Raw genomic sequence first — 23,688 nt, 5'->3', positions numbered from 1 at the left:
GAAGATGGAGGGATGAGCGACGCCTCGACGGTGGCGGCACCTGAGGTGCTCGGCCGCTTCGGTCCTGCGACCCAGGACTGGTTCCGTGGCGCCTTCGCCGAACCGACCGCGGCGCAGGCCGGGGCATGGGATGCGATCTCCCACGGCAAGCACGCACTCGTGGTGGCACCGACCGGCTCGGGCAAGACGCTGTCGGCGTTCCTGTGGGCCATCGACCGCATCTTCCGGGAGAAGGATGCCCCGGCGACGACCTCCGACGATGCTCCCCGTCGCCGCCGCGGCGCCCGGGCGACTCCGCCTGCCCACACCCGGGTGCTCTACATCTCGCCGTTGAAGGCCCTGGGGGTCGACGTCGAGCGCAACCTCCGCTCTCCGCTGGTCGGCATCGGCCAATCGGGCCGGCGCCTGGGCCAGCCTGTGCCGAACGTCACCGTCGGTGTGCGGTCGGGTGACACCTCATCGAGCGACCGCCGCAAGCTCGTCACCGATCCCCCCGACATCCTGATCACGACGCCCGAGTCGCTGTACCTCATGCTCACCAGCCAGGCCGGTGAGACTCTCCGCGAGGTGCACACGGTCATCATCGACGAGGTGCACGCGGTGGCCGCCACCAAGCGCGGCGCGCACCTGGCGGTGAGCCTCGAACGCCTCGACGCGTTGCGTCAGTCGCACGATGCGGGCGCGGCGCCGGCGCAGCGCATCGGCCTTTCGGCCACGGTCCGTCCGATCGACGAGGTCGCCCGGTTCCTCGGAGGGTCGCAACCGGTCGAGATCGTCGCACCACGATCGGCCAAGGCGTTCGACCTGCGCGTGGTGGTGCCCGTCGAAGACATGCTCAATCCGCCACCGCCGCCGGGAGCACCCCCCGAACCGGTGGACGGCGGCGACGCCTCCGGCGATTGGTACGCACCGGACTCCGCTCCGGAGGAGCGGACCGGGTCGCTGTGGCCGCACGTCGAGGAGGCGATCGTCGACCGCATCCTCGCCCACCGATCGACGATCGTGTTCTCCAACTCTCGACGTCTCGCCGAGCGATTGACCGGTCGGCTGAACGAGATCTACGCCGAGCGCATCGGCGCCGAGGTCCCCGATCCGACGGTCCCGGCGGCGATGATGGCCCAGGCCGGGTCGTCGGCCGGCGCGCCCGCCGTTCTCGCGAAGGCCCACCACGGCTCGGTGTCGAAGGAGCAGCGCGCCCAGGTCGAGGAGGAGCTGAAGTCGGGCGTGCTCCGCTGCGTCGTGGCGACGTCGAGCCTCGAGCTCGGTATCGACATGGGCGCGGTCGATCTCGTCATCCAGGTCGAAGCTCCGCCGTCGGCCGCATCGGGGCTGCAGCGCATCGGGCGTGCGGGCCACCAGGTGGGCGAGGTCAGCCGCGCCGCCCTGTTCCCCAAGCACCGCGGCGATGTGCTGCACACGGCGATCGTCACCGAGCGGATGCTCGCCGGACAGATCGAGGCGATCGCCGTCCCGCAGAATCCCCTCGACATCCTCGCCCAGCAGACCGTCGCCGCATGCGCCCTCGGACCGATCGACGTGGAGGGCTGGTTCGAGACGGTCAAACGCAGCGCCCCCTTCCGCACCCTCCCCCGCTCCGCCTATGAGGCCACACTCGACCTGCTGGCCGGGCGCTTCCCGTCGGACGAGTTCGCCGAGCTTCGGCCGAGGCTCGTGTGGGATCGCGACCACGGCACCCTCACCGGTCGTCCCGGCTCCCAGCGGATCGCCGTGACGAGTGGGGGGACGATCCCCGACCGGGGGCTGTTCGGGGTGTTCGTCGCCGGCGAGAGCAGCAACGCCCGCGTCGGCGAGCTCGACGAGGAGATGGTCTACGAATCCCGCGTCAACGACGTGTTCACGCTCGGCACGACCAGCTGGCGAATCGTGGAGATCACGCACGATCGGGTGAACGTCGTGCCGGCCTTCGGCCAGCCGGGCAAGCTTCCCTTCTGGCACGGTGACGGGATCGGTCGCCCCGCCGAACTCGGCGAAGCCCTCGGGAAGTTCTCCCGAGAAGTGACCTCGGCGGGGCCCGAGAAGGCGGCGCAGCGCCTCGACGCCGCGGGGCTCGACCCCCACGCGCAGCAGAACCTCCTCACCTACCTCGCCGAGCAGCGCGAGGCGACCGGATCCCTCCCGACAGACCGCACGCTGACGGTCGAGCGCTCCCGCGACGAGGTCGGCGACTGGCGTGTCATCCTTCATTCCCCGTTCGGCATGCAGGTGCACGCGCCCTGGGCGCTCGCGGTGAACGCCCGGATCCGCGAGCGCCTCGGCGTCGAAGGCGCGGCCGTCGCCAGCGACGACGGCATCATCGCCCGGGTGCCGGATGCCACGGCCGAGCCGCCCGGCGCGGAGCTGTTCGTGTTCGAACCCGACGAGCTCGAGCAGATCGTCACCGACGAGGTCGGCGGGTCGGCGCTGTTCGCCTCCCGGTTCCGCGAATGCGCCGCCCGCGCCCTCCTCATGCCGCGGACGAACCCCAACCGGCGGAGCCCGCTGTGGCAGCAGCGTCAACGTGCCGCCCAGCTGCTCGAGGTCGCGCGGCGCTACCCGACCTTCCCGATCATCCTCGAGACACTCCGCGAAGTGCTGCAGGACGTGTACGACCTGCCGGCGCTGCTGCGCATCGCTGCGAGCATCGCCGACCGTCGCATCCGGCTGATCGAGACGACCACCAGCCAGCCGTCCCCCTTCGCTCGCGACCTGCTGTTCGGATATGTCGGAGCGTTCATGTACGAGGGCGACTCGCCGCTCGCCGAGCGTCGCGCTGCCGCCCTGTCGGTCGACCCCGCGCTTCTGGGCGAACTGCTCGGCAAGGTCGAGATGCGGGAGCTGCTCGATCCCGACGTCATCACGCAATTCGAACGCGAAGTGCAACGGCTCGACCCGGAACGCCGAGTGAAGGGGATCGAAGGGGTCGCCGATCTGCTGCGACTGCTCGGGCCGCTCGACGCAGACGACGTGACCGCGCGCCTTCAGCCGGACGAAGGGGCGGCATCCGCCGCACCCGAGCGGAAGACCGCCCAGGCACTGCTCGACGCCCTCGTCGAGTCGCGACGCGCGATCCCCGTCACGATCGGCGGTGTGCCCCGCGTCGCCGGCATCGAAGACGCCGGCCGTCTCCGCGACGCTCTCGGCGTGGCCCTGCCCGTGGGCATCCCGGTGGCGTTCCTCGAGCCGTTGGCCGATCCGCTCGGCGACCTCGTCGCGCGCTACGCGCGCACCCACGGCCCGTTCCGAACCGATGACGTCGCCACCCGCCTGGGCATCGGCACCGCCGTCGCCCGCCTCACCCTGCAGCGCCTCGAAGCGCAGGGGCGCCTCTCGAGCGGGTTCTTCCTTCCCGTGGGCGACGACCGGACCGGTCGCGCCGAGGAGGCCGAGTGGTGCGACAGCGAGGTGCTGCGCCGCCTGCGGATGCGCTCGCTCGCCGCCATCCGTGGCAGCGTCGAGCCCGTTCCCCCCGACGCTTTCGCGCGATTCCTGCCCGAATGGCAGCATGTCACCCGGCCCCTCGAAGGCATCGACGGCGTCGCCGCCGTCGTCGAGCAGCTGGCGGGGGTTCCCGTCCCGGCCAGCGCATGGGAGTCGCTCATCCTCCCCTCGCGGGTCAGCGACTACACCCCGGCCCTCCTGGATGAGCTGACCACCAGCGGCGAGGTGGTCTGGTCCGGACACGGGTCGCTTCCCGGGCGCGACGGCTGGATCGCCCTGCATCCGGCCGACTCCGTGCCGCTCACGCTCGCACCGACCGAGGACGAGCTCACCGAGGGTTCGCTCGAAGCGCGCATCATCGAGGTGCTCGAGGCCGGCGGCGCCTACTTCGCGGCTCAGTTGCGCTCACTGGCCGACGCCGAGAACGAGCAGTCCGTGATCGATGCCCTCTGGGCGCTGACGTGGACCGGTCGCGTCACCAACGACACCTTCGCGCCCATTCGCACCCTTCTCGCCGGTGGCTCGCAGGCCCACCGCGTCAGCCGGCGTGCGCCGCGCGCGCGGATGTATCGCGGCGCGGCCCTGCCCCGTGTCACCCCGTCGGCACCGCCGCGCCCGCCGGCGATCGGCGGGCGCTGGGCGCTCCTTCCCGCGGTCGAGCCCGACCCCGCGCTGCGGGCGACGGCGGCGGCGAGCCTGCTGCTCGACCGCTACGGGGTGGTGACGCGCGGCTCCGTCCAATCCGAGGGGATGCCGGGCGGCTTCGCTCAGGCCTACCGGGTGCTCGCGGGCTTCGAGGAGGCCGGTCACTGCCGACGCGGGTACGTGATCGAGAAGCTCGGCGCCGCCCAGTTCGCCGCGTCGAGCACGGTCGATCGCCTGCGCCACTTCGCCGCTCTGGCCGACCCGCCGCCACGGGCCGCCGTCACCCTCGCTGCGACCGACCCCGCCAACCCCTACGGCGCCGCTCTTGGCTGGCCTCGGGTCGAGGGCGTCTCCCACCGCCCCGGCCGGAAAGCCGGCGGCCTCGTCGTCCTCGTCGACGGTCGTCTGGTGCTGTACGTCGAGCGCGGGGGCAAATCGACCCTCGCCTTCACCGATGATGTCGCCTCACTGCAGTCGGCAGCGCGCGACCTGGCCGCGACGATCGCCGCGCGCCGGCTCGACACGGTGACGATCGAACAGGTCAACGGCTCGTTCGTTCTCGGCACGCCCGTGGGAGGCGCCCTGCGCGAGGCCGGTTTCGTCGAGAGCCCGCGCGGTCTGACACTGCGCCGCGCCACCGCGGCCGCAGCCGGTGCGGGAGGACCGGGGCGCCGTGCCTGAGGGCGACACCGTGTTCCGTGCGGCGCGGCGGCTCCACGAGGCACTCGCCGGTCACCCGGTGGCGCGCTTCGATCTGCGGGTTCCGCAGGTGGCGACGGTCGACCTGTCCGGTGAGACCGTGCACGCGGTGGTTCCGCGGGGCAAGCACATCCTGCACCGCATCGGCTCCTGGACTTTGCACAGCCATCTGAAGATGGAGGGCGAGTGGCACGTCTATCGCCGCGGCGGGAGGTGGCGCAAGCCCGGGTACAAGGTCCGTGCGATCGTCGGCACGACCGAATGGGACACCGTCGGATTCGACCTGGCGGACATCGCCGTCGTCCCGACCGAACGCGAAGGCGAGCTCGTCGATCACCTCGGCCCCGATCCCCTGTCGAAGGACTGGGACCCGGCCGAGGCGGCACGACGGGTCTCCGCAGACCCCCGCGAGATCCATGTCGCCCTGCTGGAGCAGCGCAACGTCGCGGGGTTCGGCAACGAGTACGCCAACGAGATCCTCTTCGTCCGCGGCATCCGTCCCACCACCCCCGCACCCGAGGTCGACGCGGCGGCACTGCTCGATGTCGGGGCACGGATGATCCGGGCCAACCGCGATCGCTCGGGTCGGACGTTCACCGGCGACTCGCGCCCCGGTCAGAGCACCTGGGTCTATCGCCGTGAGGGACGGCCCTGCCGACGATGCGGCACGCAGATCATCGGCGGAGAACTCGGGGCCGATCCGACGCGGGAGCGCATCATCTTCTGGTGCCCGGTCTGTCAGACCTGATCTGTCGAGCCCGTCCACCCATCCGCTGCCTACCTCCGCGACGAAGACTTTGCAAGCCCCTGCATCCAAGAAGGCTGATGCGAGGGAATGTATCTGTGCAGGCATCGGTTGTATCTGTACTCGGCGCAACAACCGCGCTGAAGGAGGAGATCGTGGGTAAGAACTACGTCGACATCGAGAACGACCAGGGTGAGACGCTCCGCTACCGCAAGCACGTCAACGGGCGCGGACTGATCGCCCACGGCGCGAAAGTGCACCCGACCGCCATCGTCGAGGCCGGCGCCTACGTCGAACCGGGTGCCCAGATCGCCGCCGGTGCCCGAATCGGGCGCGGCGCGTGGATCGAGGCGGAGGCCATGATCGGCCCCGAGGTCCACATCGCTCCCCACGCTCACGTCGGACCCGGCGCGGTCATCGGCGGCGGCGCACGCATCGGCGTCCGCACGAACATCGGTGCGAACGCCCGGGTCGCGGTGAACTCCCTCATTCGCGACGACGAGACGATCGCCGACGGTGAGCGGGTGGCGACCGACCGCCGCGGTTTCCGACTGGCCGCCTGATCTCATCCGCCGCGCAGCTCCGGCTGCCGCCGCTAGCCTGAACGCATGACGGCGCGGCCCTTCCTTCTCGGTGCAGTTCCCGGAGCCACCCCCGGGAAGTGGATCGGGATCTGGCGGGAGCGGATGCCGCGGGTCGCGCTCGAGCTCGTGCCGATCTCGGTGTCAGATCAGCGTCGTCGTCTCGTTGCGGGGGAGGTCCACGCGGCTCTCGTACGGCAGCCGATCGACAAGGCGGGGTTGCATCTCATCCCTCTCTACGACGAAGAGCCCGTCGTCGTGATGTCCACCGACTCCCACCTGACCGTTGCCGACGAGTTGAGCTCCGGCGATCTGGCCGGAGAGACCGTCTTCACTCCGTCGGACGATGTGCTCGGTGTCGAGGTGGCGGGCACGACAGCAGCGACCTTCGGTGGCTCGCTCGACACCGCAGAGGCCATCGCCACCGCAGCAAGCGGTGCCGGGATCGTCATCGTCCCGATGTCATTGGCGCGGTTGCACCATCGTCGAGATGCGACGTTCCGTCCGCTGAGCGACGGCCCCGTGTCATCCGTCGGTCTCGCGTGGCCGATCGATCCTCCCGACGGGGAGATCGAGGCCCACATCCAGACCTTCATCGGCATCGTTCGCGGCCGCAGCGCCCGTTCTTCGCGCACGTGATACAGGGGTGCCGCGGACCGAAACTCCCGCGACACCCCCGGAAGCGACACGGATCATCACGCCCCGCGGGAGCGCGCCCCCCGGCAGATCCTCGAGTGCCCCCCGGTCGGGCTTCGGCCGACCGCACTCACTGCCGCTTCACAGTGTCGGAGCGGCACGTCGGTCCCCTGATACACGCCGCGTGCAAGTTTTTTCAGAAGCCGCGGCCGTGCACCTGGAACGGTGCCCGAATTCCCGTCCGTCGCGCGGCCGCAGCAAGCGCCTCAGCCGGGGCCTCGCCCGCGGCGAGGCCTTCATGCATCACCGCCAGCAGTTCGCATGCGTCGTCGTCGGCCACCCGGACAGGTGCGGCGATCACCGACTCCGCTCCGCCGTGCAGCCAGATGCGGGCCATGCCCAGCGCCTCCTCCCCCCACCGCACCGAGGACCGCCCGACCTCGCACGCCGACAGCACCACGACGCGGGGAACCTCGGGGATGAGGTCGATGTCGTATCCGAAGAGCACGCCGTCGGTGAGTTCCAAACCCGAGAACAGCGGATTGTCAGCGGTGTGGCGGCCGTGCGCGGCGATGTGGAGGATGCCCGACGACGCGGCCAGCCCGGCCGCCGCGCGCACCGTCGCGTCGTCGGCGAGCAGCGTCGCCGACGACGGCCAGGCAGCCCCCGCCCTGGCGACTTCCTCCTCGCCACGCGGCACGCCCGGCCCGACGACGAACCCGGTCGAACCTCCCACCACGGGCGTCTCGGACATCGCGCGCACCCAGCGCGTCGCCGACGTCGCCGCCGTGAACACCCGTCCTGCCATCGACGGAAGCATCCCCCACGGCACACCACTGAGGATGCCGGGGACGGTGAGCACGAGTCGCCGGCGATCGGTGCGTGCCAGCGCGGGATCGAGGATGTCGGCGCCGATCTCGGCCAACCGGGTCTGCAGCGCGGCCTGAACGACGGCGACCATCGGGCCCGACCGCACCGCGGCCGCCATGTCGAGATCCGCACGCAGTCCCGGCAGCAGCCGGCTGACCCGGTCGGGGTCACCGAGCCGGATGAGGCTGTCCTGCTCACTGTCCGTCACCAGGACGGCGAGCTCGGCCCCGGTGTACAGGAAGCTCAACACCGCGGTATCGGCGCCCAGGACCTCGCGCAGGGTCTGCAGCGTCGCGCGCTCCGACGCCTCGCCGGCACGGGTTCCCGCCCACTGCCGTCGGCGCGCGCGTTCCCGCAGCTCGGCCGCGCGCGGATCGTCGAGCCAGTCGATCCCCGGCCGCTCCGCGCGGATCGTCCTCATCTCCGCGAGCTCGGCAGCCAGCTGCGGGTCAGGGGGCGGGCGCAGCGGAGTCGACTGATGGCTGAGGTGCCGGGCGCGCTCGGTCCACGCGAACACCACCTCCGGGTCCTGCGAGCGCAGCGCCGCGTCGAGGCCGGCGTACATGAGCCGCGCACCGTGCATCGCCGCCGAGGTCTGCAGATCCAGGCTCCCGAAGGTCGCCGTCCACGATGCCAGGGTGTCGATCCCCCGCGCCGCATGCCGTCGCACGTCGGCGTACCGCTCCCGTCGCCGGGCGCGCGCGGCCCTCACTTCGTGGGCGATCAGGCGCACCTCCAGGGGGGCATCCTCACCGATGCGCACGCGACGCGCGTCGAGCGAGGGGTCGGCCGCGCCGGCGGTCAGACGCAGCGCGGTCGCCTCGCCGCGGAACCCCGCCCGCCCGAGACCGGCCGCGGTCTCCTCCACCCGCTCGGCGAGCTCCGGCCTCGACCCAGGGCGTGACGTGTGCAGCTGGGCACGCAGGCGGATCGCCTCCGCCCGGTGCGCCCAGGCCTCGTTCCCGAGGCGCTGGAATCTGCGGGATGCCGCGAGCGCGACCTTTCGCGCACGCTCGGGGTCGTGAGTGAGGAGCGATCGCGCCAGCTGGAACTCCGCCTCCGCCCGCGACTGCGGCATCCGGTGGGCGCCGAAGACGGCCGCGACGCGCTCGAGCAGGCGCTCGGCCTCGGTTGTCTGCCCCGCTTCTCGCAGCACCTCGGCTCGGTCCATGTCGCCCACCGCGCCCGCGACGGGGGTCGTCGCCGCCGCGGGGCGAGCCGTGAGCATCGCCTCCAGCGCCGTGACCAGGTCACCCGAGAGGAGGGCGATGTAGCCGAGGTTGTGCCGGGCGTGCGCTTCGTCGGTCGCGAGGCCCGAGGCGGCGAAGCGCGCGGCAGCCCACTCGGCGTCCGCCGCGGCCCCCTCGAGATCGCGCAGCTGCATCCGTCCCAGGCTCCGGTTCATCCGCACCCGGGCGGAGGCGAGAGGGTCGACCTCGTCCAGGGCTTGGATCGCCTCGCCGAACAGGCGCTCGGCCTCGTCGAGCCGTCCGCCGTACATCGCCAGCGCCCCGAGCTGCCCGCGAAGGATGGCGCGGGTGTGCGTCGTCAGTCCGCGTGCGGAAAGGGCTCCTCGCAGCACCTGCTCGGCGTCGGCGGGCGCCCCGGTGCGCTGCAACGCCAGAGCCCGGGTCCCCTCGATGCGCGCGAGGAGGTCGGGATCAGCGGTGCGGCCGGAGGCCTGCGCAAGCACGCGGAGCGCGCGCGCGTATCGTCCGGAGATGCACAACTCGACGGCGAGTCGGTGCAGATCGTCGGCGCTTCTCGTGGCCACCCTTCATCTTCGCGCAGACAGGTTCGCCACCGGGGATCTCAAGCGGGTGCCCGCGTCGTGCCCTTCCACTGCTTCTCGAGCTTCGCACCGGCCTTGCGGAGAGCCTTCACCCGCGGTTCGGGCTTGTCATCGAGCGAGCCGTCCATGAGCCCCACCCCGACCATCTCGGCAAGGGCGCCCGCGATATGCGGGGCGGCGAAGGAGGTGCCGCTCCAGATCACGAAGCCCCCGGTGAAGTCATCGGGGTCGATCGTCTCGCGTCGAAGGCCGTAGCGGTCGTTTCGGGTGCCGGCCTGGATGCCCCCGTTCAGCGGTGGCGCCGAGCTGACGACGGCGACCCCCGGGGCGTACACGCGGACCCAGTCGCCGACGTTGCTGAAAAGGGCGACGCTCTTGCCGTTGGGGTTGAGCGCTCCGACCGACAGGTGCGGTGCGGCGTCATCGGGGTCCTCGACCGTGAAGTCGGCATCCGGCCACTGCCACAGTGCCGCGGGGAACGCGGGGCGGTCGGTGGCGTCGTTGCCGGCGGAGCAGACGACCGCGCAGCCGTGGCGGCGCGCCGCCACCAGGTAGGTCACCAGCGTCTGGTCGAACTGACCGTCCTCGGGCGTCTCGTGGTAGTAGCTCAGGGAGAGGTTCAGCACGTCGATCGGCCGACCACCCTCACCGCGGGCGTAGCGGATCACCAGTTCCGCCACCGTCCGCACGGCCTCGAGGAACTCACCCTCCAAGAGGGTCCCCTGGCTGTCGGCGACGCGGATGGAGATGAGATCGGCGTCAGGCGCGATCTGCCGGACCACCCCGGCGACGAAGGTGCCGTGTCCCGCGGCCTGGTCGAGGAAGCCGTCGAAGGGGCCTGACACGTCGCCGATCTCCTCCGGGTCGGTGGCCGCCCCCACGACGCCGACCGGCTCACCACCGTTGTGCAGATGACGATCGACGATGCTGTCGGGCAGCCAGGCGTGCCGCCCGCATCCGGTGTCCATGAAGGCGACCACGGGGCGCCGCCCCGTGATCGATTCGTCGTCGCGGCGAGGCGGGTCTCCGATGTACGACACCACCTCGCGACCACCGGAACCGGGGTAGGCGTAGGAACCGGGTCCGGGTGCGTTGGTCGACCCATAGGGGTTGGTCGACCCGTAGGGGTTGGTCGAACCGTAGGGGTTCGTCGAACCGTAGGGGTTCGTCGACCCGTAGGGGTTCGTCGACCCGTACGGATTGGTCGACCCGTACGGGTCGATGGAGATGATGTGGTCGAGCCCCACCCCCGGCAGTCCTTTCCCCGAACGGCCGCGCGCCCGCTGCAGCAGCCGCCACGCGTCGATGGGGGGAACCGGTTCGTCGTCGCGATCAGGCTGCGGGTCGGGGAAGATCCGCGCGACGAGCACAAGAGGAAGACCGAGCTCGCGCCGCGCGGCGCCCGCGCGCTCCCGCGCCGCTTCGTCGGTGAGGCGCTCACCCCTGACCGTCTCCAGGCGCACACCCCATCCGAAGTCGCCGGCCGCGCCGCGGAGGATCGACAGGATCTCGTCCAGCAGCTCATCGTCGGTGAGGAGGAGATGGTCGGGGTCGTATGCGGTCGGGTAGGGCCGCACCCCCTCGACGCGTTCGCTGGTGGGATCCAGGGGCACCCCGCGGGGGCGGGCGGCGTCGACGCGATCGCGCCAATCAGGTGTTCCGTCGGGTCGGACCATGGTGAAGCGTCTCCTCGATCATGGGCGAGGCCGCGCCCGCGGGCGCGGCAGGATCAGATTTCGAACTGCGGGGTCTGGAACTCGCGGGGGTCGGTCTCCCCCTGCACGCCGGGAAGCGACAGTCGGAGGCGGGTCAGGCCCGGCGGAATGTCGATGAAGGCGAACCGGCCGTGTTCGCCGGCATCCGTCGTCCACTCGCGAGCCTGCTGCACGAGCCGGATCGACACCGGGGCCGCATCGACCCAGCCGTCCACCCGGCGACGGCCGTCGTCGGCGACGGAGAGGTGCAGCAGCACGTTCGTGCGGCCGTCGCTGAACTGCAGCGTGGCCGTATCGGCGTCGCCGCGTGTCGCCGAGAGCGTGCCCTCGACGAGCGTCAGGAGCGCGTATTCGCGGGAGAGGTCTTCGACCGCCACGGCGGCGACCATCCGATCGACCAGGCTCGCGGGCATCGGGTCGACCTCCTCCCACACCGCGCGAAGCCGTGCGAACAGACGGGCATCGGCGGAGTCATCCGTCGTCATCTCTGCCGTCCTCTCCTTCCTCTGCGAGGATCGCCCGCAGTTTGCCGAGACACCGCTGCCTCGTCGGACCGATGGAGCCGATCGGCATCGCGAGATCTGTCGCGATGCGGGCGTAATCGGGTCGTTCGTCGAAGGCGACCACGCGCAGCAGGCGTTGGCAGCGTTCGTTGAGTCGGGCCACCGCGACCCAGAGACGCCGCGACGCATCGTCGCGAAGCGCCGTCCGCTCGGCCGACTCCTGGGTCGGCAGATGCGGTTCCAGGTCGTCGACCTCGGTGGGGTCGGCACGGCGCTGCTGGCGACCGACCCGCCACGCCTCGCGGCGGGCGGTGGTGGTGAGCCAGCCCGAGACGGCGAGGGGCTCGACGATCGATTCGTGCCGACGCACCAGGGTCAGCCACGTCGTCTGCACGACGTCCTGGGCGAGCGCCGCGTCGATGCCGTACGCCCGGACCACGTGCCACAGGGTCGGGGTCATCAGTCGGACGAGATCGTCCATCGCGCTGCGGTCACCGTCTCGCCACCGCTGGAACAGGGTGGCGGCGAGCTCCCAACGCAGGGGGCGGGCAGGGTCGACCCCGGCATCCGCGTCAGCATGCGTCATAGCGCCCATTGTGGCCACACCCGAACAGAGGCACCACCCGGGCGTGTGATACATCCTCGGCCGACCTAAACTTCACGGGTGACCTCCGCCGATCTGCTCTATCTCTGCGCGCGGCCCCAGGAAGCTGCGGCAGAGGCCGAATACACGTCTTTCCGTGAGGCGATGGGTGTCGGCACCGAGCGGATGCATCGCCACGATCTGGTTCGCTCTCCTCTGCCGGATGACGCGCTCGAGACCTACCGCGCCGTGGTGATCGGCGGCAGCCCCTTCAACGTCGTCGACCCGGAGTCGTCGAAGACCGAGGTGCAGCGCCGCGTCGAGCGCGACCTCGAGCGGGTCGCCGCTGCCGCGGCCGGGGGCGACAGCCTCGCGGCGATGTTCACGTGCTACGGCATCAGCGTGGTCACCCGCCTCCTCGGCGGCCAGGTCAGCCGCGGATTCCCCGAGGATGCCGGCCCCACGGACGTGTCGCTGACGCCCGCCGCGCAGGACGACCCGCTCTTCGCCTCGCTCGCGTCGACGTTCTCGGCTCTGACCGGCCACAAGGAGGGCACCGCCGCCCTGCCGACGGGCGCGGTGCACCTCGCCACGAACGAGGCCTGCCCGGTGCAGGCCTACCGCGTCGGCGATCGGCTCTACACCACGCAGTTCCACCCCGAGCTGACCCCGAGGGCCTTCACCGAGCGCATGCAGGTCTACCGCAATGACGGCTACTACGACGCGCGCGACTACGACGTCATCGCCGAGCGGGTGCTCGCCACGCCGGTCAGCGAACCGGCTCGCCTGCTCGCCGCGTTCGGTGCGCGCTTCGGCGCACCGGCCTGACACCTGCTCCGGCAGGAGCGCTCAGGTCGCCCCTCCGGGGGGATCGATGAGCAGTCCGACCCGTTCGTCGAGATATCCCGCGAGCGGGACATAGCCGCCGGTCGCGCTCCACCGGACGCATGGTTCGTCGTCGACCATCTTCACCGGGCCGGATGCGACGCCGCGGCCGATCGCGTCGAGGTCCAGGCGCTGCCATCCGACGTGGACGGTCTCGCCCTCGGCGAACCCGCCCCGTCGAGCCGCCGCGGCCAGCGCCGCCCGCTGCCGCTGCGACTCGGCGGTGAACCCGCGCCGCACTTCGGCGCGCGCACGCAGGATGTCACCCGTCGCCAGCAGCTCGTCGTCGGTGAGCAGGAGTGTTCCGAGATGCCACGCGGCGCCCCGCCGGACGATCCGGGGAGCGCGCGGGATGCCCAGCAGGCGCCGAGGGGGGAGCAGCTCCCCGAGCCCCTCACGCGGCGCGTCGGCCAGCCGCGTACGGGCGGCGGCGAGCAGATCGTCGAGGGAGCTCACGCGGGATCGGCCATCGGGGCGGAATCCCACTCGAGACTGTCGCCTGCGGATCTCGCGCGCTTCCCGCGCGTGATCGCGGCGAGGAGCGGGAAGAGGAGGACCGAGAGCATCCCGGCCCCGACCAGCACCGCCGCCGTGGACCCGTCGAGCACCTGCTCGTCGACGCCGATCGTCGTCACCGCGACGATGATGGGCAGAGCGGTCGCACCCATGAACATCGTCGCCACGCGGTCGCGCGCACTCGATCCCGGCGGCGCAGCCAGCATCGAGGGCAGCCCCCGCACGACCAGCAGCCCGATGAGGGCGACGGGGACGGCCAGGATCAGCAGGGGTTCGGCGATGAAGCTCGCCAGATCGAACTCGATGCCGGTGTCGATGAAGAACACCGGGATGAGGAAGCCGAACGCCACCGCCTCGACCTTGGTCTCGACGTCTTTGCGCTGCTTCTCGCCCGCCCCTCGCATGAGGAGGCGCCAGATCACCCCGGCCGCGAAGGCGCCCAGCAGCACGTCGACACCGAGGATGACGCTCAGCACCACCAGCGCGGCGATGATGAGGAACATCACCCGGATGGCGAACTGGCCCGAGGTGTGGAGGGTGGCGGTGACGACCGTGTAGAGCGGGCCCTGCGGCATCCGGTACGCGAGCACCATCGCACCGGCCGCGACGACGAGGAAGACCAGGAGGACCACGGTCGCCGTGCCGATGTCGCGTCCGCCGAGGAACAGGGTGATCGCGATGAGCGGACCGAACTCGCCGACAGTGCCGACCGCCATGACCGAGCGGCCGAACGGGGTGGGCAGGTCGCCGCTGTCGCGGAGGATCGGCACCAGGGCGCCGAGCGCCGTGGAGGCCAGCGCGATGCCGATGATGACGCCGGCCTCGCCCGGGGAGAGGACGAAGCCGATCCCCACGCCGACGGCGATGCTGATCGCCCAGCCCAACCACGCGAAGCGGCCGCTCCGCCCTCTCAGTGCGCTTGCTTCGATCTCGGAGCCGGCGATGAAGAACAGCGCGACGAGCCCGAACTCGCTGAGGAAGTCGATGAACGCCGACTCGCCGACCCAGCCGAGAACCTGCGGCCCGACGAGGATCCCGAGGAGGAGCTCGAACACCACGATGGGCACGGCGACCCAGCGGCTGAGGCCGCGGACCAGCAGCGGCGCCGCGACGGCGACCAGCGCGATCACCACGGCGGCGATGTCCAACCCGTTCACGTCGCTCAGCGTAGCGAGCGGCGGGTCGCGAGTCAGCGCAGAGCGGCGATCATTCCGGGGGAAGGGCCTCGCGGGCGGTTTCGAGGGTGCGGCGCGCGACGTCGACCCGCTCGGCGGCGGCGGCGCGCGCGCCCTCGGCCGCCGTCCGCGCGTCGGCGGCGGCGCGAGCATCCTTCTCCACGCGCGCAAGCTGCGCACGCAGTTCCTCCACCCGGTCGGAGAGGTGCTCGGCACGTTCCGTCGCTGTGGCGAGCACGGCGGCGGCCCGGGCGAGCTCACGCTCGGCGTCACTCGCGCCGCGCTCCGCTGCGCGCACCGCCTGCTCGGCGGCCTTGCGGGCCCGGCGCGCGGCGAGATCATCCGTGCGAGCCGGGCGAGCCGGAGCGTCGGGAACCCCGGGGATGCTGCCGCCCACGGCCTCGGACAGGTCGACCGGATCGACGCCGGTCGCCTCGAGGGGCCGGATGAGGCGCCCGGTCGCGACCGCCGCACCGGCGAGCGGGTCGAGGAGAGCGGCGGTGATCGTCGCGGCGACGTCGTCGCGCGCGGCCGCACTCACCGTCACGCCCTGATCTGCGGCGAGCGACACCGCCTGGCGGGTGAGCGCCTGGACCAGAGCGCGGCGCTCCCGGCCGAGGCGCTGCAGCTCCCGCGCGTCGAGGTCGTCCTGCGCTTCGCGCAGCGCCGCGGCGAGTTCGAGCACCTCGGCGAGGAGGCCCTCGCGGGCCAGCAGGTCGACCGCCCAGGCGGAGGCCGCGGGCTTGCGGAGGGCGCGGATGCGGGTGCCGAGCGCCCGCGACGCGGCCTGGGCGCGGGCGTTGCGTGCGACGGTGAACTCGTCGGGGCGTAGGGCGTAGAGCTCGGCGGCGACGGCATCGAGCTCGCCGGCGTCGCCGCCGTTCTCGTCGCCCGCACCACCGGCCATCGCCCCATTCTGCCCCGTGCCGCTCACGCCGACCGGGCGGGGTTGTCGCGCGGCGTCAGACCGCCAGCGCGCCCCGGCGTGGCACCGGTGCCGGCTCGGCGGGCGGGACGGCCGGCGCGTGCAGCTCACGGTGCAGCCGCTCCATGCGGGCGTCGAGCTCGGCCGCGGTGTCGGCGGCATCCCTCAGACTCTCGATCAGTCCCTCGGGAACCTGCCGGTCGTACTTGTAGTAGATCTTGTGCTCGAGGCTCGCCCAGAAATCCATGGCGATGGTGCGGAACTGCACCTCCACCGGCACGGTGACACGACCGGTGGAGAGGAACACCGGCACCTCCACGATCGCGTGAAGGCTCTTGTAGCCGTTCGGCTTGGGGTCGGTGATGTAGTCCTTCACGGTGCGCACCGTCACGTCGTCCTGGCGCGTCAACAGGTCGAACAGCCGGTAGGCGTCGGTGACGAAGCTGCAGGTGATGCGGACGCCCGCGATGTCGGTGATGTGCTCGCGGACCGCGGCGAACTCGGGATCGATGCCCTTGCGCGCCACCTTGTCCACGATGCTGTCGGGCGACTTCACCCGGCTCGAGACATGCTCGATGGGGTTGTAGTCGTGCAGGTACAGGAACTCATCGCGGAGGATGGCGATCTTCGTCTCGATCTCCTGCATGCCGAAGCGGTACTCCAGGAGGAACCGCTGCATCTCGTCGCGGAGCGCGCGCATCTCGGCCGGGCTCACCGAGATGCGGTCGTCGTCGTCGGGTGCGGGATCCATGCTCCGACGCTAGGCACGCCGGCTCTGAGCGCGCTGGGAGAGCTGCGACGCTCGTGAGGGCGCGAAGATCAGAGGATGCCGGCGGCCTGCCGCGCCGCGCCGAGGGCGACGTACTCACCGGGCGCCGGCACCTCGACGGGCATGTCGAGCACGAGGGGCGCGATCTCGCGCACCGCTTCGGACTGGGCGCCGCCGCCGATGAGGAGCGCACGCTGCAGCGGCACGCCGAGGCCTCGGAGGGCGTCGAGACCTGCGCCGAGACCCCCGAGCATCCCCTCCACCGCGGCGCGCGCGAGGTTCTCGCGGGTCGTGGAGGCGAGGGTCATGCCGTCGAGCGATGCGGTGGCATCGGGCAGGTTCGGTGTGCGCTCGCCCTCGAAGTACGGCACGAGGGTCAGCCCGGCGGCAGCCGGCTCCGCGGCGAGCGCGAGACGGCTGAGCTCGGCGTGATCGACGCCCAGGAGGCGGGCGATCGCGTCGAGCACGCGCGCGGCGTTGAGGGTGGCCACGAGCGGGAGGAACCGGCCGGTGCAGTCGGCGAAGCCCGCGACCGTGCCGGTCGGGTCGATCGTGCGCTCGTCGCTGACCGCGAAGACCGTGCCGCTCGTGCCGATCGAGATCACGACGTCGCCCGGGGCCGCGCCGAGGCCGAGTGCGGCACCGGCGTTGTCGCCGGCTCCGCCGCCCACGCGCCGCCCGTCGGCATCGACGACGTACTCGTCGGGGCCGAGCACGCGCGGGAGGCGGGCGTCGTGCCCGAGCGCGGCTTCGAGGAGCGCATGATCGTAGCCGCCGGTCTCGGGATCCCAGTACCCGGTGCCCGAGGCATCCGATCGGTCGGTGACGAGCTCGTCGAGAACCCCACCACGCGGGGCCTCGCCCGCGGGCCCGAACCCGCGCAGCCGCCAGGTGAGCCAGTCGTGCGGGAGGGCGACCGCGGCGACCTGCGCGGCGTTTGCGGGCTCGGCGTCGCGGAGCCAGCGGAGCTTGGTGATGGTGAACGAGGCCACCGGCACGAGGCCGGAGCGCTGCGCCAGGTCGTCGGCACCGAACTCGGCGATGAGATCGCGGGCGGCGCCCGCCGAACGGGTGTCGTTCCACAGCAGGGCCGGACGGATGACGCGCCCGTCGGCGTCGAGCACCACCATGCCGTGCTGCTGCCCGCCGATGGCCCACGCCTCGACGTCGTTCAGGCCCCCGGCCTCCTCGATCGCCTTCTGCAGGGCCTGCCACCAGGCGGCCGGGTCGACCTCGGTGCCCTCCGGGTGCGTGGCGCGTCCTTGGCGGACGACGTCGCCCGTGGCGGTGTCGACGATGACGACCTTGCACGACTGGGTCGACGAGTCGACCCCCATCACGAGTGCCATGGCTCTCCTTGCGTGTGGCGTGAGCCGCCGAAACCCACCGCGGCCGTCGAGACCGACGGCGTCACGGTGGGTTTCGCGCGGATAGGTGGGTTTCGAGGGTCAGCGCGCGCCGAGCAGGTGCTCGGTGGCCAGCTGCTGCAGACGGACGAAGCCGAACCCGTGGCCGCCGAGGTAGGCCTGCGCGTCGAAGTCCTCGTACGCCGAGCGGTCGCCGAGCAGGTCGTCGTACGACTCGCCGGCGTTCAGCGTGGGCTGGGCGAGCTCGGTGACCTTCGACGCCTCGAGCGCCTCCTGCACCTCGGGATCGGCGCGGAAGGCCGCGGCGCGCTCCTTGAGCAGCAGGTAGGTGCGCATGTTCGCAGCAGCCGAGTCCCAGACGCCGGTCTCGTCCTCGGTGCGCGAAGGCTTGTAGTCGAAGTGACGGGGGCCGTCGTAGGCGGGCACCCCGCCGGGGCCGCCGTTCTCGAGCAGGTCGACCAGGGCGAAGGCATTGTGCAGGTCGCCGTGACCGAACACGAGGTCCTGGTCGTACTTGATGCCGCGCTGCCCGTTGAGGTCGATGTGGTAGAGCTTGCCGTGGTACAGCGCCTGGGCGATGCCGGCGGCGAAGTTCAGCCCCGCCATCTGCTCGTGGCCGACCTCGGGGTTCAGGCCCACGAGCTCCGGCCGCTCGAGCGAGTCGATGAACGCGAGGGCGTGACCGAGCGTCGGCAGCAGGATGTCGCCGCGGGGCTCGTTGGGCTTCGGCTCGATGGCGAAGCGGATGTCGTAGCCCTTGTCGGTGACATAGTCGCCGAGAAGGTTGACGGCCTCGCGGTAGCGCTCCAGGGCGGCACGGATGTCCTTCGCCGCGTCGTACTCGGCGCCCTCGCGGCCGCCCCACATGACGAACGTCTTCGCGCCGAGCTCAGCGGCCAGGTCGATGTTGCGGAGCACCTTGCGCAGGGCGAAGCGCCGCACCTGGCGGTCGTTGGAGGTGAAGCCCCCGTCCTTGAACACCGGCGCGGAGAAGAGGTTGGTGGTCACCATCGGAACGATGAGGCCGGTGTCGGCGAGGGCGCCCTTCAGCCGGTCGATCTGCGTCTGGCGCTCGCTGTCGCTCGAGCCGAAGGCGAAGAGATCGTCGTCGTGGAACGTGAGTCCGTAGGCGCCGAGCTCGGCGAGCTTCTCCACCGCATGGACGACGTCCAGCGCGGGTCGCGTCGGGCCGCCGAACGGGTCGGTGCCGTTGTATCCGATGGTCCAGAGGCCGAACGAGAACTTGTCGGCGCGGGTAGGGGTGGGCATGGCGCTCCTTCGCGGGAAAATGTTGCGGTTAACAACCTATACCATGAGCAACGGCGGGTCCAGCCTCGCGCGAAGCCCGCCATCGAGCTTCGAAACTTTCGCCGTACACTCGTTCCATGACGGACACCACGCGCGTCACGCTGGCGCAGCTGGCCGAAGAGGCCGGGGTCTCGATCGCGACGATGTCCAAAGTCCTCAACGGCCGGACGGATGTCGCCTCGGCGACCCGGGCGCGGATCGAGCGGCTCTTGGCCGAGCATGGCTACACCCGCCGAGCCGGCAACCGTCGGGGCGAGTATGTCGAGCTTGTCCTCCACGAGCTCGAGCCGAGCTGGTCGACCGACCTCATCACCGGCGTCGAGACCGTCGCGGCGGAGTCGGGCCTGTCGACCGTGCTCACGCTCAGCGGCGACCGGCATGCCCCCGGCGACGACTGGATCGACGGCGTCCTGCGCCGAAGCCCGGCCGCCGTCATCCTCGTCTTCTCCGACCTCGCACCCGCCCATCGCGACAAGCTCAAGCGTCGTGGCATCCCGTTCGTCATCGTCGATCCGTCCGGTGACCCGGCCGCCGATGTACCCGCGGTGGGATCGGCGAACTGGACGGGAGGCCTGGTGGCGACCCGCCACCTGATCGAGCTCGGGCACCGACGGATCGCTGCGATCACCGGCCCCTCCGATGCGATGTGCTCGCACGCCCGCCTCGACGGCTACCGCTCGGCGATGAACGCCGCGGGCCTGCCCGTCGACGCGGGCTGGGTGCGTTTCGGCGATTTCCACCCCTCGGGCGGCGAAACGTGGGCCCGGGAACTGCTCGCACTCCCCGACCGACCCACGGCGATCTTCGCCGGCAGTGACCTCCAGGCGATCGGGGTCATCGCCGCGGCGCGCGGTGCGGGACTCGAGGTTCCGGCTGGTCTCTCCGTCGTCGGATACGACGACATCGCGCTCGCGCGCTGGTTCAGCCCGCAGCTGACGACGGTGCATCAGCCGCTGCGCCGCATGGGAGAGGAAGCCACCCGTCTGGCACTCCGACTCGGTGCGGGCGGGCACCCCGAGACGCTGCGGATGGACCTGGCCACCCACCTCGTGGTGAGGGAGAGCACGGCACCCGCGCCCCCATCGAAACTTAAGTGAGAAGTTTCGTAACGTTTCCATGAGGAAGCCCCTCACGAGCTCTGCGCGCACATAGGTTTGCGACCACGACAAACCCCCGCGCAAAGGAGCGTATTCGTGAGACGACATCGCGCCCGATCCGCTGCGGCCGCCGTCCTGGCAGCCGCAGCACTGATCGTCGCCCCCCTGTCGGCCGCCTCGGCCGCCGACACCGTGATCGCCTCGATCGACTTCGAGGACGCCAGCACTGGCAGCTGGAGTCAGAGCGGAGGAGGTGAGAACACGCTCGCCTTCCCCGAGGTGGACGGCAGCCGCGTGCTGGCGGTCCAGGACAGGACCGCCGACTTCGACGGCATCCAGAGCCCGACCGGCATCTTCGAGGCCGGAACGACGTACGAGGTCTCGGCACGGATGAAGCTCGCCGAGGGCGTGCCCGACACCCAGGCGCGCTTCGTGATGAAGCCCGACTTCACCTGGATCGGAAACACCACCATCTCGGCCACCTCATGGACGACCGTGACCGGCGAGTACACCGTGCCCGAAGGGGCCGATCTGACCACGCTGCAGCTCTACATCGGCACGTCCGAGCTCGCGACGCCCGCGCCCTACACGTACTACGTCGACGACCTCGTCGTCACAGCGCTCGACACCGAGCCGACCGACCCGACGGATCCCACCGACCCGACCGACCCGGGCACCCCGCCGGTGACCGGTCCGACCGCGCTCTCGAACGACTTCGAAGAGGGTCTCGGCGGCTGGGGTCCGCGCGACAGCGGCAGCGGCGCTCCGACGGTGGCCCTCACCACCGACGACGCGCAGCAGGGCAGCCAGGCGGCAGCCCTGACGGGACGCAGCTCGCAGGGTTCGGGCTTCGGCCACGACATCGCCGAGCTCCAGGCAAACACCACCTACGAGGTGACCGCCTGGGTGCGCTTCGGCGAGGGTCAGCCGACGAGTCCGGTCTGGCTGAGCCTGCAGCGCGACTACCAGGGGGCGACGACCTTCTCGACCCTGGCGCAGTTCGCGACCGTCACGAACTCGGGGTGGACCCAGGTGCGGGCATCCTTCCCGCTCCAGGCATTCGACACGGGCCTGCTCTACTTCGAGACCGACTACAACGGCACGAACACATCCGACCTGTACTTCGACGACATCCAGGTGAGCGTTCCCGAGCCCGGCGAGATCCAGGACCTCACGCCGCTGCAGGACACGCTCGACGTGCCGGTGGGCGTCGCGATCGACAGTCGCGAGACGACGGGTGTCGCCTCGGAGCTGCTGCTGCGTCACTTCGACCAGATCACGGGCGAGAACTACATGAAGCCCGAGGCCTGGTACGACGCGAACGGCCAGTTCCGCGCCAACCCCGAGGCGGTCGCGCTGATGGACTTCGCCGAGGCCAACGACCTGGCGGTGTACGGCCACGTGCTGGTGTGGCACAGCCAGACGCCGGCGTTCTTCTTCCAGGCAGCCGACGGCTCGCCGCTGACGACGAGCGACGCGGACAAGCAGATCCTGCGGGATCGCCTCCGCGAGCACATCTTCAACGTCGCCGAGTGGCTGGCCACCGAGTACGGCGAGTTCGGCGGCACCAACCCGCTGAACGCGTGGGACGTGGTGAACGAGGTCGTCTCCGACGGCTCCGAGTACGCCGACGGGCTCCGTCGCAGCGAGTGGTACCGCATCCTCGGTGAGGAGTTCATCGATCTGTCGTTCCAGTACGCCGACGAAGCGTTCAACGACGTCTACGCCGCCGACGGCACCGACCGACCGGTGACGCTCTTCATCAACGACTACAACACCGAGCAGTCGGGCAAGCAGGGGCGCTACCTCGCACTCGTGGAGCGGCTCCTCGCCCGCGGCGTGCCGATCGACGGGGTGGGGCACCAGTTCCACGTGAGCCTGGCGATGCCGGTCTCGGCTCTGGAGCAGGCGATCCGGACGTTCGCCGATCTGCCGGTGACCCAGGTGGTCACCGAGCTCGACGTCACCACCGGGACTCCGGTGAGCGAGGCGCTGCTCATCGAGCAGGGCTACTACTACCGTGACGCCTTCCGGGTGTTCCGCGAGAACATCGACGAGCTTTACAGCGTGACCGTGTGGGGTCTCACCGACGGCCGCAGCTGGCGCTCCGCCAACGGCGCTCCGCTGCTGTTCGACGACGCCTACCAGGGCAAGCCCGCCTACTTCGGTGCCGTCGACGAGGAGCTGCCCGCGCGGCAGCGCAGCGCGTTCGTGTTCGGCGGTTCCGTCCCGGTGGACGACGCCGCGACCACCGCGTCCGAGTGGGCGCGCCTTCCTCTGCTGCCGATCGAGCAGAGCGGCGCGTTCCAGCTGCGCTGGGAGCCGGGCACCCTCACTGCGTACGTCGAGGTGACGGACGGATCGAGGGATGACGCCGACGGCGTCGGCTTCACCGTGGGCGGCCAGGAGTACGTCGTCGGCCGAGACGGTGAGGGCGACGTGTCCGCGTCGGTCGCCGAGACAGAGACCGGCTACCTCATCGTCACCGCCCTGCCGCTCGGCGAGGCCGCCGTCGGTGACGTGGTCCGCTTCGACGTGCGCATCGACGACGGCGACGCCACGGCCGGGTGGAACACGGCCGGCGAGCTCGGCAACCTCACCCTCGTCGAGCCGCTGTCGTTCGTCGAGGTCGTCGAGGCCCCCGAGACGCCGACCATCGACGGCGCCGTGGAGGATGCGTGGGCAGCGGCGAACGCCGTGACCACCGACCGCCAGGTCGAGGGCACCGACGGTGCCACGGCGTCGGTGCGGACCCTCTGGCAGGACAACGCGCTGTTCGTCCTGGCCGAGGTCGCCGACCCGGTGGTGGATGTCTCCGGTTCGGATCCCTGGATCCAGGACTCGGTCGAGATCTACGTCGACGCCGGCAACGTCAAGAACGGCTCGTACCGCTACGACGACACCCAGATCCGCATCAGTGCGGCCGGCGCGGTGTCGTTCGGAACCGGTGACGAGGCGTTCCAGCGAAACCGCGTGGAGTCGCAGGTGTCGACCGTCGACGGCGGCTACATCGTCGAGGCCCGCATCAGCCTGCTCGATTCGGGCGGCGAGGGGACGTTCCACGGTCTGGACTTCCAGGTCAACGACGCCTCCGAGGGCGCGCGCACCGGCATCCGCAACTGGGCCGACCCCACCGGCGCCGGGTACCAGTCCACCGCTCGCTGGGGCGTGGGAGAGCTGGTCGCCGCGGACGACGCCACGCCCACCGATCCCGGTGAGCCCACGCCGCCGACCGAGCCTGGTGCACCCGGTGAGCCCGGCACGCCGACCACGCCTCCGGCGTCCAGCGGGGCGGGCGGCGGCACGGCGGACGACCCGCGCAACCCGCTCGCCGCGACCGGCGGCGGTCTGCCGATCGGTCTGGGCCTCGCGGGCCTGCTGGCCCTTCTCGCCGGCGCGATCCTCGTGCAGCGACGACGGGAGCGGATGCAGGGCTGAG

Annotated in this window: 17 protein-coding genes; 7 read left to right on the top strand and 10 right to left on the bottom strand. The window is 71.2% G+C overall.

All coding sequences use genetic code 11. The features are described from left to right. Positions 1 to 12: 12 nt before the first annotated feature. From DT073_RS04575 to DT073_RS04560, 4 genes are all read left to right on the top strand, one after another. Positions 13 to 4,764, top strand: a complete 4,752-nt coding sequence (locus DT073_RS04575) for an ATP-dependent helicase (RefSeq protein ID WP_124292316.1) — start codon at positions 13 to 15, stop codon at positions 4,762 to 4,764. Continuing rightward, positions 4,757 to 5,530, top strand: coding sequence for a DNA-formamidopyrimidine glycosylase family protein (locus DT073_RS04570; protein ID WP_124292315.1), 774 nt, complete (start codon positions 4,757 to 4,759; stop codon positions 5,528 to 5,530). The genes DT073_RS04575 and DT073_RS04570 overlap by 8 nt, the downstream gene beginning before the upstream one ends. Before the next feature lie 152 nt (positions 5,531 to 5,682). Continuing rightward, positions 5,683 to 6,090 (top strand): transferase, encoded by a 408-nt coding sequence (locus DT073_RS04565; protein ID WP_124292314.1) that lies wholly within the window; start codon positions 5,683 to 5,685, stop codon positions 6,088 to 6,090. 45 nt (positions 6,091 to 6,135) lie between these two features. Further along, positions 6,136 to 6,747 (top strand): LysR substrate-binding domain-containing protein, encoded by a 612-nt coding sequence (locus DT073_RS04560; RefSeq protein ID WP_124292313.1) that lies wholly within the window; start codon positions 6,136 to 6,138, stop codon positions 6,745 to 6,747. Between the two features lie 193 nt (positions 6,748 to 6,940). Here DT073_RS04560 and DT073_RS04555 read toward each other — a convergent pair whose 3' ends face one another. Genes DT073_RS04555 through DT073_RS04540 form a run of 4 tightly spaced genes read right to left on the bottom strand, consistent with a single transcriptional unit; the run spans position 6,941 to position 12,210 of the window. Next, positions 6,941 to 9,388 (bottom strand): CHAT domain-containing protein, encoded by a 2,448-nt coding sequence (locus DT073_RS04555; protein WP_240638767.1) that lies wholly within the window; start codon positions 9,386 to 9,388, stop codon positions 6,941 to 6,943. 38 nt (positions 9,389 to 9,426) lie between these two features. Continuing rightward, on the bottom strand, positions 9,427 to 11,082 hold the full coding sequence (locus DT073_RS04550) for a S8 family peptidase (RefSeq protein ID WP_124292312.1): 1,656 nt from the start codon (positions 11,080 to 11,082) through the stop codon (positions 9,427 to 9,429). A gap of 53 nt (positions 11,083 to 11,135) precedes the next feature. Continuing rightward, positions 11,136 to 11,606, bottom strand: a complete 471-nt coding sequence (locus DT073_RS04545; RefSeq protein WP_124292311.1) for a hypothetical protein — start codon at positions 11,604 to 11,606, stop codon at positions 11,136 to 11,138. After that, positions 11,593 to 12,210, bottom strand: a complete 618-nt coding sequence (locus tag DT073_RS04540) for an RNA polymerase sigma factor (protein ID WP_240638766.1) — start codon at positions 12,208 to 12,210, stop codon at positions 11,593 to 11,595. The genes DT073_RS04545 and DT073_RS04540 overlap by 14 nt, the downstream gene beginning before the upstream one ends. Before the next feature lie 78 nt (positions 12,211 to 12,288). Between DT073_RS04540 and DT073_RS04535 the strand changes: the two genes are divergently transcribed. Continuing rightward, positions 12,289 to 13,035, top strand: coding sequence for a glutamine amidotransferase-related protein (locus tag DT073_RS04535; protein ID WP_124292309.1), 747 nt, complete (start codon positions 12,289 to 12,291; stop codon positions 13,033 to 13,035). Positions 13,036 to 13,056: 21 nt separating this feature from the next. Here DT073_RS04535 and DT073_RS04530 read toward each other — a convergent pair whose 3' ends face one another. From DT073_RS04530 to xylA, 6 genes are all read right to left on the bottom strand, one after another. Next, a complete protein-coding gene (locus DT073_RS04530) occupies positions 13,057 to 13,548 on the bottom strand; it encodes a glutaminase (RefSeq protein WP_124292308.1) in 492 nt (163 codons plus the stop codon). Next, positions 13,545 to 14,765: a cation:proton antiporter gene (locus tag DT073_RS04525; protein ID WP_205783024.1), complete on the bottom strand. Its 1,221-nt coding sequence runs from the start codon at positions 14,763 to 14,765 to the stop codon at positions 13,545 to 13,547. The genes DT073_RS04530 and DT073_RS04525 overlap by 4 nt, the downstream gene beginning before the upstream one ends. A gap of 49 nt (positions 14,766 to 14,814) precedes the next feature. After that, positions 14,815 to 15,690: a transposase gene (locus DT073_RS15960; RefSeq protein ID WP_205783022.1), complete on the bottom strand. Its 876-nt coding sequence runs from the start codon at positions 15,688 to 15,690 to the stop codon at positions 14,815 to 14,817. Between the two features lie 55 nt (positions 15,691 to 15,745). Beyond that, entirely contained in the window at positions 15,746 to 16,459 is a 714-nt protein-coding gene (locus tag DT073_RS04520) for a GTP pyrophosphokinase (RefSeq protein WP_124292306.1), read from the bottom strand. Between the two features lie 68 nt (positions 16,460 to 16,527). Then, positions 16,528 to 17,826 (bottom strand): xylulokinase, encoded by a 1,299-nt coding sequence (gene xylB, locus DT073_RS04515; RefSeq protein WP_205783020.1) that lies wholly within the window; start codon positions 17,824 to 17,826, stop codon positions 16,528 to 16,530. Positions 17,827 to 17,925: 99 nt separating this feature from the next. Beyond that, positions 17,926 to 19,113, bottom strand: a complete 1,188-nt coding sequence (gene xylA, locus DT073_RS04510) for a xylose isomerase (RefSeq protein WP_124292305.1) — start codon at positions 19,111 to 19,113, stop codon at positions 17,926 to 17,928. A gap of 116 nt (positions 19,114 to 19,229) precedes the next feature. On the opposite strand from xylA, the gene DT073_RS04505 reads away from it, so the two are divergent. Together DT073_RS04505 and DT073_RS04500 are read left to right on the top strand one after the other, a co-directional pair. After that, on the top strand, positions 19,230 to 20,249 hold the full coding sequence (locus DT073_RS04505; RefSeq protein ID WP_124292304.1) for a LacI family DNA-binding transcriptional regulator: 1,020 nt from the start codon (positions 19,230 to 19,232) through the stop codon (positions 20,247 to 20,249). Positions 20,250 to 20,345: 96 nt separating this feature from the next. Next, positions 20,346 to 23,687 carry an endo-1,4-beta-xylanase gene (locus tag DT073_RS04500; RefSeq protein ID WP_124292303.1) on the top strand — a complete coding sequence of 1,114 codons (3,342 nt, stop codon included), beginning with the start codon at positions 20,346 to 20,348 and terminating at the stop codon, positions 23,685 to 23,687. The last annotated feature ends 1 nt before the right edge of the window (position 23,688 follow it).

It is taken from the genome of Microbacterium sp. ABRD28 (genome assembly GCF_003850245.1).
GTDB lineage: Bacteria > Actinomycetota > Actinomycetes > Actinomycetales > Microbacteriaceae > Microbacterium.
The sequence above is the reverse complement of the archived record's forward strand: the minus strand, read 5'-3'. Positions and strand labels throughout refer to the sequence as shown.